This window comes from Rahnella perminowiae, assembly GCF_019049755.1.
Classification (GTDB): domain Bacteria; phylum Pseudomonadota; class Gammaproteobacteria; order Enterobacterales; family Enterobacteriaceae; genus Rahnella; species Rahnella perminowiae.
In genome coordinates this window covers 1-14,183 of the sequence record NZ_JAFMOS010000516.1, presented here as the reverse complement: position 1 = coordinate 14,183, position 14,183 = coordinate 1, and the positions used below count along the sequence as shown (strand labels likewise).

Sequence of the window (14,183 nt, the reverse complement as noted above, 5' to 3'; positions counted from 1 at the left end):
CAGTATGCGTCTTATTGCAGGTCATTTATTTTTAACATTTTTTTAGGGATTTGTGCGTGTTAGGATTATTTTTATAAAACGATATCGAATCGATTCAGTTCGGGTTAGAGCTGGACTAGGCTGGAGCTGCTTCACCCTAAAAATTCATTTCTAACCTGGATATATATTATGAATCTTATTGACCATACAGCCTGCCGCCCGTTCACCGAAGCCGGGCATTTGTCCCAGATTGCAGCCTATTATGAAGAAGGTCGTAATGTCATGTGGATGATGCTCAGGTCTTATCCACGCCCCTGTTTTAATCATGAACTCATTGAAGACATCATGACGCTGACTTATGCCGCAAAAGCGTCGGGGCTGCGTTTTGATTTTTGGGTTACCGGCTCTTTGGTGCCCAATATGTACAATGTGGGAGGTGATCTGAGTTTCTTTGTGGAATCCATCGTCAATAACAAACGCGAGACGTTACGTGCTTACGCCAGATCCTGTGTGGACTGCGTACACGCTGCTGCGCGCGGATTTGACGTGGGAGCGATCAGTTTGTCGATGATCGAAGGTACAGCCCTTGGCGGTGGCTTTGAAGCCGCGCTGGCGCACCATTATGTGCTGGCGCAGAATACGGCACGGATGGGGTTCCCCGAGATCGCGTTTAACCTTTTCCCGGGAATGGGCGGTTACTCACTGGTGTCACGTAAGGCGGGGATGAAGCTGGCGGAGGAACTGATTTCCACCGGCGAGTCGCATACTGCCGAATGGTTTGAAAGCCGCGGACTGGTGGATGTGTTATTCCAGCCGGGGGAAGCCTTCAACGCCACGCGTACGTTTATGGATGTTTTGCGGCCAAAGCTCAACGGTATCCGGGCAATGATCCGCGCACGCCAGCGTGTATTGCAATTATCACGTTCAGAACTGATGGATATTACAGAGGATTGGGTGGATGCCGCATTTACTCTGGAGGAGAAAGATCTGAGTTATATGGAGCGTCTGGTCATGCTGCAAAACCGGCATACGGCATCATTGCGTAAAACCGGCTAGCAACAGAGACAGCCCGTCACTGGCGCTATTTCTGTTTTGCTTTATGTTTAAAAATATGGGGTGAAGCACCTGTTTTTTCCTCAAGCCAGTGCTCCAGCTCATTCGCGGGCATTGGCTTGGCGTACAAAAAGCCCTGTTTGCTGTCCACACCGATTTCGTCAATCAACTTTTCTTCTTCCGCCGTTTCCACCCCCTCCGCGACCACCGTCAGTTGCAGCGTTTTTGCCACCGCCACAATCGCCCGCACCAGTGCCTGAGACACCGTATTGTCATTGATGCCACGGATAAAGCTTTGATCCAGTTTTATGCAGTCAAGGGGGATCCTCGCCAGTTGTGACAGTGAAGAATAGCCGGTGCCGAAATCATCCAGATGCACCTGCGCGCCCAGTTTATGCAACTGGTTAATCATGGCGACTGCTGCACTTTCGTCTTCCACCAGGCAGCTTTCTGTCAGTTCGAAATCCAGCAGACAGCCTTTCATACCTGCATTTTTCATGGCATCCGACAATGTGGTGATGAATGAACCGTTGTTGAGCTGGCGTCCAGAAAGGTTTACCGCCACACGCAAATTTAGCCCTTTTTTCTGCCATTCAGTGGCCTGACGGGTTGCCGTTTCAATCACCCATTTACCGATTGGCGTGATGAGCCCCGATTCTTCGGCATAGGAAATAAAGCTCTGAGGCTGGATCAGGCCGCGTTCCGGAGAATTCCAGCGCAGCAGCGCTTCCACGCTTTGCACGTTGCCGTAAAGCGACACTTTTGGCTGATAGTATAAAACCAGCTGGTCTTTCTCAGACAGGGCTTTGCGTAAGTGTGTATCTAACCACATGTATTCAGAGGCTTTTTCATTCATGCCTGATGAGAATACACAGTGTACATTTTTGCCTTTTTCCTTGGCCGCGTACATGGCGGTATCGGCGTTTTGTAACAGTGTGTCGCCGTCAGTACCGTGTTCCGGGCAAATCGCAATACCGGCTGAACAGGCCGTGTACACTTCAATCAGTCCGATACGGAACGGCAAACTGAGCCTGCGCAGCACCCGCTGACTCAGTGCTTCCAGCATTTTTATCTCAGCATGGGTGCTGAGAATAATAAATTCATCGCCACCGAGTCGCGCCAGTTTATCGTTGGGCGACAGGCAATCCTGAATGGCGTCAGAGACAGCCCGCAGCAGATGATCACCAAACATATGTCCGTAGGCATCGTTAACTTTTTTGAAGTTATCCAGATCCAGATAAATCAGCCCGACTTTGTTTTCACCACGATCGAGAAGTGCTCTGGCAAGGGATTCCTGCAAGGCATTACGGTTAGCGAAACCGGTGACCAGATCGGTGTTTGCCAGCACGCGTAAACGCTCCTGCGCCTTACGTTCGTCTGTGATGTCAGAGCCGGAGCAAATCAAATATTTTTGTTGTTTGCCGCTGCCGCTGTGGACGAATTTATTACGAAACAGGAACAGGCGCTGGCCCTTGACGGTGTTGATCCAGCGTTCCACTTCGTAAGACTGCTGATGCTGGAAAAAACCCGTGATGTTCTGGCGTGAAGCCAGACCTTCTTCCATGGACATGAATAAGTCATAGGCGCTTCGCCCGATAACATCTTCTTCGCGCAGGCCGGTATATTCCTCGCTCAGACGGTTAAAACGGTGGACTTTGCCTTCCTGATCGATAATGACAATCACGGAATTGGCTTCGGAAACCACCTGTTCAGCAAAGGTCAGACCGACTTCAAGATCATGGGCGACAGACGCGGTGTCCTGATAGGCGGAGGCCGTACCGGCCCAGGCTTTGCTGTCGGTTTTGCGCCCGACAAGATACAGACATACAGGTGATCCGAACAGGGTGATATCCAGCGTAAAACTTGAGGTGATTCCGGTCAGTTGCCTTATTTTCCCGGCCTGCCATTGTGTCAGGGGGATGGTAATATTGACGACGCCTTTCTCTGCAGATAACTCAAGGGCATTGCTGTCTGAACCCAGTCGCCAATAAGGGCGTGGTGTACCAAAATGCAGGTACAGAAGGGAAGCATCTTGAGAGTCGGCCATGAATGTTTCTCCGCAAAGAACGCTATACGCCGCCAGTGTGGCGACAGGCGACAGTCAGCACAGACGGAGCTTACTCTGTTCAGCTCACCCGCAACACGCCATAAAAAACGGATAGGCGCGGAATGGCGTAACACATTGAATTAAAGGTTAGCAACTGTCGGTTATATATCCAGTAACCGGACAGATATTACTGCTCAGAACAGGCGGCCTCCGTTGCCGGACTACCGCCTGAAAGAGGAAGCTTTGCGATTGTGTTCCGGGCCCGGTTACAGGCCCGGAAAGTTATTTCAGCAGGAAACTGGTTTTTTTCACATCCTGCGAATCTAACCCCACAAATACATTGAATTTTCCTGGCTCTGAAGCCCATTTCAACTTGTCGTTGTAGAAACGTAAATCTTTTTCGTTGATCGCAAATGTAACGGTTTTTTCTTCACCCGGCTGCAGGTTGATTTTCTCAAAGTTTTTCAACTCCTTAACCGGACGGCTGATCGACGCCGTCACATCCTGCAGGTACATCTGAACGATAGTGGCACCACTGACTTTACCGGTGTTTTTCACCATCACGCTGGCCGTCAGCGGGTGGCTGGCATCCATCGTGGTGGACGACAAACTCACGTCAGACACACTGAAACGGGTGTAGCTCAGACCATAACCGAACGGGAACAGCGGGCCGTTGGTGATATCAAAATAACGGGTGGTGTATTTATCCGGATGTTGCGGATTAAACGGACGGCCGGTATTGAGCACGCTGTTATACAAAGGAATTTGCCCGACAGAGCGCGGGAAGGTCATCGGCAGTTTGCCTGACGGATTGTAATCACCAAACAGAACGTCGGCAATCGCATGTCCCCCTTCGGTGCCGCTGAACCAGGTTTCCAGCATAGCGTCAGAAATTTCGTTTTCCCACGTCAGGGTCAGAGGGCGCCCATTCATTAACACGATAACCAGCGGCTTACCGGTGGCTTTCAATGCCTTGAGCAGGTCCCGCTGGCTTTGAGGAATGTTGATATCTGAACGACTGGACGCTTCGTGTGCCATGCCTTGTGCTTCACCGACGACGGCGACCACAACGTCAGCTTTTTCGGCCGTTTTCACCGCTTCGTCAATCATATCCTGCGGTTTGCGCGGATCGTTGATTACCTGTTTCTCGTAAGAGTTCAGAAAATCGACCATAGCCTGATCGTTAGTGACGTTGGCTCCCCGGGCATACAGGATGGTGCCTTTATCGCCGAGTACATCTTTCATGCCTTGCAATACCGTCACAGCCTGCGCCGCTTTACCGGCTGCAGACCAGCTGCCCATTACGTCACGTTTGCTGTCAGCCAGGGCGCCAACGACGGCAATCGTGCCTTTTTTCTGTAACGGCAACGTTTGATTGTTGTTTTTCAGCAGTACCAGCGACGTTCGCGCCACTTCGCGTGCCTCCTGGCGATGCAGACGGCTCTCGGCATTGGTGTCCGCCGGGTCGCTCGACTGCGGGCCTAAATGACGATATTCATCGACAAACAGCCCCATATCCCATTTTGCGGCCAGAACATCGCGAACGGCGCGATCAATATCTTTTTGGCTGACCAGACCGTCGGCGAGTAAGCCTTTCAGGTATTTACCGTACATATTGTCGGCCATGTCCATATCGACACCGGCTTTCAGCGCCATCGCGGCAGCCTGACGATCATCTTCGGCAACGCCGTGTTTGACCAGCCCGCCAATAGCCCCGTGATCACTGACGGTCAGGCCCCTGAACTGCCAGTCGTCGCGCAGAATATCTTTCAGTAACCAGGTATTCGAGGTGGCGGGAATGCCGTTAACGCTGTTGAGCGCCACCATTACACCGCCGGCACCGGCATCCACTGCCGCTTTATACGGCGGCATGTAATCATTGAACATGCGGGTCAGGCTCATATCGACGGTGTTGTATTCACGACCGCCTTCGACAGCACCGTACAACGCATAGTGCTTGACGTTTGCCATGACGGCATCAGGAGCAGACGGATCTTTGCCCTGATAACCGGTAACCATTTCATGCGCGAGGCGCGAGGTCAGATAGGTATCTTCGCCGAAACCTTCTGAGACACGTCCCCAGCGCGGATCACGGGTAATATCGACCATCGGTGAGAACGTCATGTTCAGGCCATCGGCTGCCGTTTCCAGTGCCGAAATGCGTGCGCTGGTGGCAACCGCCTGCATGTCCCAACTCGCCGCCAGACCGAGGCTGATAGGGAAAATGGTGCGCTGACCATGCACCACGTCATAGGCATAAAACGGTGGGATTTTCAGGCGGCTGTACTGCACCTGATCCTGCATACGGCGAATATCAGGTTTCGTTACAGTATTAAACACGCCACCGACTTTACCGGCGCGGATGTCAGCCATAATCGCTTCTTTTTGGTACTCAGGCCCCACAGTGACCAGATTCAGCTGACCGATTTTTTCATCAAGGGTCATTTTTTTCATCAGGTCAGCAATGAACGCGTTGCGTTCTTTCACCTGATCCTGAGGTATGCCCGTTGTTTCAACGGCGAGAGAAGAAGCAGAACTTACCAGTAACACTAACGCGCCAAGCATGTGATGCGTATTCATCGGAATTCCTTCAGCCATAAACAGGGGAGCTAAATCAGAGAAAATTCAGCAGCCTGAAGCAAACAAAGCAATGATCATTCTAAGAAAAGTATAGAGTGAGAATCTAATACGTCCGTTCAACTATTAGCAATGAATAGTTTAGACGCCAACACAATATCTTTTTACCTTTCGGGACATCCCGCAATTTACAGGTAATCAGAATGATAGATACAAAAAGACCTTCGATGCATCACGCAAATTTTTATATTTAGGATTACATGACATCTGGCTGAACAAATAAGCATCAAAAGTCTGGCGGGGGAAGCGCGTGGATAATACAAAAGGGCAGCACATACGGCTCTGCCCTTTAATATTCAGGAATATCCGCTAAGGACATCAGACTAATAGTAGTAAGACATATCGGTCGGGGTTTTACTCATGACATCAAAGAAAACGTCTTTGGTATTTGCCCAGAACTGCGCGATGGCAACGGCGTTGTAGCTCATGCCCATCAGGCTCATGACAAAAAAACAGGTCACGGTCAGACCGATACCGCTGCAAACGAATGCCATGGTATTGCGGCTGGACTGGCGACAAACAATATTAAGCTGGCTGGTGCAGAACATCAAAAAGGCGCTCAGCAATTCCCAGCGCATCATTAAAATCCCGGCAGTTAATGTACCCATCGATAAAATCCTTACTCACTACAGCCGCTTGCACGAAGCCAAAAAACAGCCGGAGGACTGCTACAACAGGCGGGCAATGGGCTTTACTGAAGAAATGGTGAATTACAATTATGTGACGACGGTCACATTATATCACCGGATTTTATTTTTGAGTAAAAAATGTGCGCTAATGAAAAATAGGCATAACACATCAACTTATTTTGATGATGTGTTATGAAAGCGGCTAAATCGCGATGTCTGCCGACGGGATAATTATGCGCCGTAGCCCATGACTTGTAGCAGATGCTGAGCCTGCTGTACCGCTTCCTGCCGGTGTGCGACGCCCAGTTTCTGGTAGAGATTACGGATATGCGTTTTGATCGTCGTCGAGGCTACATCCAGCTCACCGGCAATCTGGTCATTACTGTAGCCGGAGTAAATCAGCCCCAGAACCTGCCATTCGCGCTGAGTCAGCGGGCTGGTGCGGATAAGTTCCGGCACCTGCGGATGGGTCAGTAGTTTGTTCACAAAGCCTTCGTCGAAATGGGCAAACTTATGGCGGTGATGCTGGTTAATTTCGCGCAAAATCTGTTGGGCGCGACGCTGTTCCAGCTCCGGCAACAGATTAAGCTGGATCAGCTGGCGCAGTTGTTGCGCCATCATTTCCCCTTCAATGACGAAATGGCTGATAAAACCGGTGCGGTTCGCCAGTGACAGCGCTTCGATCAATACCTTTTGGGCGTCACTTCTGCGCCCGGTTTGCCAGTAAAGTAAGTTACTCAGCAGTAAATTGCGGTTGAGATCGCTGGTCAGGCGCAGCTGCCGGGCATTCAGATTCAGTTCATCCAGCACCACTTCTGCTTCATCAAACTTTTCCAGCAAAATTTGTACACGGGCGATATTGCGCCACTGACCTTGCTGAAAATGGTTATCCGCCATATCCGGTTTACGCGCCTGTTGCAGCCACTGACGTGCCGCGTTTTTATCGCCAATCATCTGCCAGTAAATCACACGTGGCTTATCGGTATTGGTCAACCAGTCGATGTGATACTGACCCGTTTTCAGCAACGCTTCACAGCGCTGCAAATGGTGATGGGCATTGTCGAGCTGGCCGCGTGCCAGCGAACATTTCGCCAGCATCGCCAGACATTGCAACTGCTGCTGTGGCTGGAAGTTGGTCAGCACATTAAGCCCTTCACGCGCGGCTTCTTCCGCATCATCGAGCCGCGACCACGACCACAAAAGTTGTGAACGTAAACGCAGTAAAAATTCGTGCATCGGCAATTGTTCCAGATGCTGTTCGCGTACCAGTTCAAAAGCGCGATCCTGCATCTCAAACGCGGCCTGCAAAAAACCCTGAGCAATCAGGATCTCACTCTGTTGCAGCAGCGCCCATAAAGCGTAGTGATAGGCTTCGTAACGGCGTGCGATTTGTTCGGTCTGTTGCATCAGCGGCAGTGCGCGGGTGAGATCCCCTTTGCAGTGCTGGATTTCACCGGTGACGGATGTCGCCACAATGCGGCTGTAATAGCTTTCATAAGGCAGATAACGCAGGGCCTCAGCGGCCAGTTTTTCCGCTTCATCCTGTCGTCCGTCGTTGATGGCCACCTGCGCACGCAGCGCATCAAACTCGGCTGCCTGCGCCTGTTCCATCACAATATTACGCTGTTTCATTTCGTTTTCAGCGCGGGCCAGCAGCACGTCGACTTCAGCATAACGGTGCTGGCTTTGTGCCAGCCATGCCTGTAACAGCACCAGCTTAGGATTCTGAATCAGCCGGTCGTAAGGCAGGGCGGCCAGACATTCTTCCAGCAACGCCAGTTCGCTTTGATTAAACAGCGCCCAGGCGTGTTGCAGCAGAATATCCCGCAGCAGATGAGTGTCTTCGGCACCCAGCGCATGATGAATCGCTTCGGCAGGGAAACCTTGTGCCAGCCAGCCTTCGGCGGCAGCGCGATGAATAGCGGGCAGCTCAGACGCCAGTTCCCACTGACAGCGCTGCCGCAGGAAGGTGGCAAACAGCGGGTGGAAGTTAAACCATTCGCCGCTGTCATCCATGCGGTTAATGAATAACCCCTGGCGCTCCAGCTCCTCCAGACGTTGCTGACCATTTTCACTGCCGGTCAGGCGCACAATCAGCGCATCGTTCATCGAGCGCAACAGCGAGCAGCGCAGGAGAAAATCACGCGTCGGTGCATCAACGCGATTCAGAACTTCATCCACCAGATATTCAGAAAGATGGCTGGCATTCAACCCGGCCAGCTTACGTGCGGACTGCTGGGTCGAATGCTGGGAAGAGTGCGAAGACTGCCGTGCCGATAGGGCAATCAGTTGCAACGCGGTGGCCCATCCTGCGACTTCGTCACATAACCGGCTACTGTCCGCCTGCTCAATCGGGTCTTTCAGCCGGTTATCGAAAAATTGCTGTGTTTCCGGATGCGTAAAGGCCAGATGCGAAGCGTTGAGCTCCAGCAGTTGCTCGCGTACACGCATATTGGCGATGCCCAGCGGCGGCAGGGTGCGTGAAAGCACCACCAGTGACAGATTTTCCGGCTGATGGCGCAGGAAAAAACGCATCCCTTCATGAATGGCATCATTGGAAATCAGATGATAATCATCGATGACCAGCAGCAACGGGCTGTGCCAGTCGGAAAGTTCCACAAAAAGCTGGGCAAACAGCGCCGGCAGACTGGCGTACTGATGCTTCAGACTCAGCGCTTCGCTTTTGACGCAATGTCCGCCGCAGGCCTGCTGCACAGCAGCAATCAGATAGCAGGCAAAGCGCTCCGGCTGATTGTCGCTTTCATCAAGAGAATACCAGCCCAGATCGCTTTTGCCTGCTGCCCAGTGCGCCACCAGCGTCGTTTTCCCATAGCCCGCCGGACTGGCGACCAGGGTCAGACGATAATTTGGCGCAGTCGAGAGCTTCGTCAGCAGACGTTCCCGAACTACTGTATTTTGCTGCCGCACCGGGCGGCTTAATTTTGAAGGGATCAGCATTTTTTTCGATTCTTTTGACAGAAAGGGACAGAGGGGTGTTATTTATTTCACAGCGTGTAATTAATCACTTTTTCTAAAGTCCTCCTTTGAAACATTGATTGCAAGAATGTTACGTTTTTACATGCCGTTAAGTTGCTCTGCATCACACTTCTTAATACAAATTTTCAGGCGTTTGCCCTGAACCTCCGTCTCCTCCGGCTACGCCCCGTTTCTCCTCCCTGCCTAATCTTTACCGGGATGATGCCGCTTACCGATACACACGTCAGCATAGTGATAATCAACATCAGGCTTTCCCTACAAATTCCCGGATAAAGAGGCATGAAATGCAGGTGACTTTAGATAAGACGCAATTTTTAGCCGCGCTGAAACGCCAGTGGCAAGGGTTCGGTTTGCAACAGGCACAGGATATGACACCGCATCAGTGGTGGCAGGCTACCAGTGCCGCATTATCTGAACAACTGAGTGCGCAGCCTGCGGCAAAAGCGACAAAACAGCCTCAGCGGCACGTTAACTATATCTCGATGGAGTTCCTGATCGGGCGCCTGACCGCAAACAATCTGATCAATCTCGGCTGGTATGACACGGTCAGTCAGGCGCTGAAAGAGCAGGGGGTTGAACTGGCCGATGTGCTGGAGCAGGAAACCGATCCGGCACTCGGCAATGGCGGGTTAGGCCGTCTGGCTGCCTGTTTCCTCGATTCTATGGCAACCGTCGGGCAACCCGCGACCGGCTATGGTCTGAACTATCAGTATGGTCTTTTCCGCCAGTCGTTCAGCGAAGGCAAGCAACAGGAAGCGCCGGACAGCTGGCATCGCGAAAGCTATCCGTGGTTCAGCCACAATAGCTCGCTGTCTGTGGATGTCGCGTTCGGCGGCAAACTGACGAAAAACGAAAAGGGCGTTCAACGCTGGCAGCCCGCGTTTACCCTGCGGGGGGAAGCCTGGGATCTGCCGGTGGTCGGTTACAAAAATGGTGTCACCCAACCGCTGCGCCTGTGGCAGGCCACTGACGTACATCCGTTCGATCTGACGTTGTTCAACGACGGTGAATTTCTTAAAGCCGAGCAAAAAGGCATTGATGCGGCCAAACTCACCAAAGTGCTTTATCCGAATGACAATCATGACGCCGGTAAACGCCTGCGCCTGATGCAGCAGTATTTCCAGTGCGCCTGCTCGGTGGCCGATATCCTGCGCCGCCATCATTTCCTTGGCCGGAAAATTGAGGATTTACCGAAATTCGAAGTCATCCAGCTCAATGATACGCACCCGACCATTGCCATTCCTGAGCTGCTGCGTATTTTGCTCGACGAACATCAGCTTGACTGGGATGCGGCCTGGGCGATCACCAGTCAGACATTCGCGTACACCAACCACACACTGATGCCGGAAGCGCTGGAATGCTGGGATGAAAAACTGGTGCGCAGCCTGCTTCCCCGCCATTTCTCATTGATCAAAGCCATCAATGCCCGCTTTAAAAAAGTGGTCGAAAAACAGTGGCCGGGTGACAAAGCCGTATGGGAAAAACTGTCAGTTCATCAGGACAAACAAGTGCGGATGGCGAATCTGTGCGTGGTCAGTGGTTTTGCGGTGAACGGCGTGGCAGCGTTGCATTCCGAACTGGTGGTCAAAGATCTGTTCCCGGAATACCACCTGCTGTGGCCGAATAAATTCCATAACGTGACCAACGGCATCACACCGCGCCGCTGGCTGAAACAGTGTAACCCTGCGCTGTCATCGCTGATTGATGACACCCTGAAAACGGAATGGGTGAATGACCTCGACGCGCTGAAAGGGCTGGAAGGTTTTGCCGACAACAAAAAGTTCCGTCAGCGTTATCAGGCCATTAAGCGTGAGAACAAAATCAAACTGGCGCATTACGTGCAACAGACAATGGGACTGACGCTCAACCCTGATGCCATTTTCGATGTACAGATCAAACGCCTGCATGAGTACAAACGCCAGCACCTTAACCTGCTGCACATTTTGTCGCTGTACCGCCAGTTGCGTGATAACCCGGAAATGGACCTGGTGCCGCGTGTCTTCCTGTTCGGCGCGAAAGCGGCACCGGGTTATTACCTGGCGAAAAATATTATCTACGCCATCAATAAGGTGGCGGAAAAAGTGAATAACGATCCGCTGGTGCGTGACCGCATCAAAGTGGTATTTATCCCGGATTACCGCGTATCCGTGGCTGAACTGATGATCCCGGCAGCCGATGTATCCGAGCAGATCTCAACAGCGGGCAAAGAAGCATCTGGTACCGGCAACATGAAACTGGCACTGAACGGTGCGCTGACCGTCGGCACCCTCGACGGTGCGAACGTTGAGATTGCCGAAGAGGTGGGTGAAGACAATATCTTCATCTTTGGTCATACCGTCGATCAGGTCAAAGCTTTGCAGGCGGAGGGCTACGATCCGCTTAAAATTCGCAAGAAAGACAAGCACCTGGATAAAATTCTCAAAGAGCTGGAAAACGGCTTCTTCAGCAATGGTGAAAAGCAGGCGTTCAGTCTGATGCTCGACAGTTTGCTGGGCGGCGGCGACCCGTATCTGGTGCTGGCCGACTTTGCGGATTACTGTGCGGCACAGCAGAAAGTGGACGCGCTGTATCGCGATCAGGATGAATGGACGCGCAAAACTATCCTCAACACGTCCCGCGTAGGGATGTTCAGTTCCGACCGTTCGATCCGCGATTATCAGCAGCGGATCTGGCAGGCGAAGCGATAAGGAGCTGGCATGGAGAACAAAGCACTGGAGCAGGCCGCCAGGGAGGCGGGGATCGCCTCTGGTTTTATTAACGCGCACGGTAAACAGCAGGCGATCGCCCCTGAGACCAAGCGTGAGCTGTTATCGGCGATGGGCTGGGAGGCGGGACACAGCCGCCCGGTGACGACACCGGTACCCTCGGTCAAAGTATTTGTCACGGGCAGCCGTCTGGCATTACCGGTCAGCGGTGAAGGCGAATATGCCTGGACACTGAAGCTGGAAAGCGGCACGACGCAAAAGGGGCGGATCAGCGGCAAAATGACACTGGCGCTGCCGGGTAAAATTCCTGCCGGCTATCATCAGCTGACGTTGACACAGGACGCGCAACAGTGGGATTGCCGGGTCATTGTGGCACCGAAACGCTGTTATGAACCGGATGCCCTGCTGGCCGGTAAAAAACTGTGGGGCGCCTGCGTACAGCTCTATACGTTGCGCTCGGAAAATAACTGGGGCATCGGTGATTTCGGTGACCTCAGTATGATGCTGAAAAATATCGCTCAACGTGGCGGCGCATTTGTCGGGCTTAATCCGATCCACGCGCTGTATCCGGCGAATCCGGCGGCTGCCAGCCCCTATAGCCCGTCTTCCCGCCGCTGGCTGAATGTGATTTATATCGACGTCAGTGCGGTAGAAGATTTCAGGCAAAGCGATGCGGCGCAACAATGGTGGCATCAGCCGCTGACGCAGCAACGCATACAGGCGGTGCGCGCGAATGACCGGGTGGATTACGCTAACGTCATGCCGCTGAAATTAGAAGGGTTACGGCTGGCTTACGCGCATTTCCTGGGGCGTAAGCCACAGGATCCGCAGGTGAAGTCCCTGGGTAATTTCGTCAAACAGGGCGGTGAAAGCCTGTATCTGCAGGCTGCCTTTGATGCATTGTACGAGCATCTGGCGAAAGAAAGTGATGTGGCGCTTGGCTGGAACCGCTGGCCGGAAAAATATCATGATGCCCGGGGCCCGGCCGTGAGGGCATTCTGTGAACAGCATGCGCAGGATGTGGAGTTTTATGTGTGGTTGCAGTGGCTGGCGGAAACGCAGTTTACGCAGTGTTACCACACCAGCCAGCAGTACGAGATGCCGATGGGGCTTTACCGGGATCTGGCGGTCGGCGTGGTAGAAGGCGGCTCCGAAACCTGGGGTGACGGCGAGCTGTATTGCCTGAAAGCCTCGGTGGGGGCGCCGCCGGATATTCTGGGCCCGCTCGGACAGAACTGGGATCTGCGCCCGATGGATCCGCATGTGATGGTGAGACGCGGCTATCAGCCGTTTATCGATCTTCTGCGTGCCAATATGACCAGCTGCGGTGCATTGCGTATTGATCATGTGATGACGTTGCTGCGTCTGTGGTGGATCCCGGCTGGTGAAACGGCGGATAAAGGCGCGTATGTACAGTATCCGGTGGATGATCTGCTGGCCATTTTAGCACTGGAAAGTCAGCGGCACCGCTGCATGGTGATCGGCGAAGATCTGGGTACGGTGCCGGTCGAGATCGTCAGTAAACTGCGCGAAAGCGGTGTGTATTCCTATAAGGTGCTGTATTTCGAACGCGATGAGGAAAACAACTTCCGCGCGCCGCAGTCCTATCCGGTTCAGGCGATGGCGACTATCACCACGCATGACCTGCCGACGCTGCGAGGCTACTGGCAAAGTGACGATCTGGCGCTGGGCAAAACCCTCGGTTTATACCGTGACGAAGCTGTTTTACAGGCGCTGTACGCTGACCGTGCCCGCGCACGTCAGGGGTTGCTCGACGGCCTGCATCATTACGGTTGCATCCCGAAGAAAACCGGGCATAAAGCCGCGCTGATGGAAATGACGCCGGTACTCAACCGGGGTCTGCAACGCTACGTTGCCGACAGCGCCTGCGCCTTGCTCGGTCTGCAACCGGAAGACTGGCTGGACATGGACACACCGGTCAATGTGCCCGGCACCAGCGATGAATACCCGAACTGGCGGCGTAAGCTTTCTCATACGCTCGAAGACATGTTCGCCGACGAGCAGGTGAATAAGCTGATTAAAGATCTTGATAAACGTCGCCGGAAAGTCTCGGTAAATTAAACTGTCATCATTACAAAGAGAGCCATGAGTCATATCATGGCTCTCTTTTTATTG

The 14,183-nt window shown here is 52.7% G+C and carries 7 protein-coding genes; 3 read left to right on the top strand and 4 right to left on the bottom strand.

Annotated elements, in window-relative coordinates; translation table 11 throughout:
• Positions 1-168 precede the first annotated feature (168 nt).
• Entirely contained in the window at positions 169-1,035 is an 867-nt protein-coding gene (locus J1785_RS11170) for a crotonase/enoyl-CoA hydratase family protein (protein WP_129954423.1), read from the top strand.
• A gap of 25 nt (positions 1,036-1,060) precedes the next feature.
• Here the strand turns inward: J1785_RS11170 and pdeR are convergent, their stop codons facing one another.
• The 4 genes from pdeR to malT all read right to left on the bottom strand — a co-directional run bounded on the left by pdeR (position 1,061) and on the right by malT (position 9,303).
• Positions 1,061-3,079 (bottom strand): cyclic di-GMP phosphodiesterase, encoded by a 2,019-nt coding sequence (gene pdeR, locus J1785_RS11165; protein ID WP_129991620.1) that lies wholly within the window; start codon positions 3,077-3,079, stop codon positions 1,061-1,063.
• A gap of 282 nt (positions 3,080-3,361) precedes the next feature.
• Positions 3,362-5,659 carry a beta-glucosidase BglX gene (gene bglX / locus J1785_RS11160; protein ID WP_217219417.1) on the bottom strand — a complete coding sequence of 766 codons (2,298 nt, stop codon included), beginning with the start codon at positions 5,657-5,659 and terminating at the stop codon, positions 3,362-3,364.
• A 380-nt stretch (positions 5,660-6,039) separates the two neighbouring features.
• Positions 6,040-6,324, bottom strand: coding sequence for a YjcB family protein (locus J1785_RS11155; RefSeq protein ID WP_129954429.1), 285 nt, complete (start codon positions 6,322-6,324; stop codon positions 6,040-6,042).
• Positions 6,325-6,576: 252 nt separating this feature from the next.
• The gene (gene malT, locus J1785_RS11150; protein ID WP_129954431.1) at positions 6,577-9,303 is read right to left on the bottom strand and encodes an HTH-type transcriptional regulator MalT; all 2,727 of its coding nucleotides are present in this window, start codon (positions 9,301-9,303) and stop codon (positions 6,577-6,579) included.
• 323 nt (positions 9,304-9,626) lie between these two features.
• Between malT and malP the strand changes: the two genes are divergently transcribed.
• On the top strand, positions 9,627-12,029 hold the full coding sequence (gene malP / locus J1785_RS11145; protein WP_217219416.1) for a maltodextrin phosphorylase: 2,403 nt from the start codon (positions 9,627-9,629) through the stop codon (positions 12,027-12,029).
• A 9-nt stretch (positions 12,030-12,038) separates the two neighbouring features.
• Positions 12,039-14,129: a 4-alpha-glucanotransferase gene (malQ, locus tag J1785_RS11140; RefSeq protein ID WP_217219415.1), complete on the top strand. Its 2,091-nt coding sequence runs from the start codon at positions 12,039-12,041 to the stop codon at positions 14,127-14,129.
• The last annotated feature ends 54 nt before the right edge of the window (positions 14,130-14,183 follow it).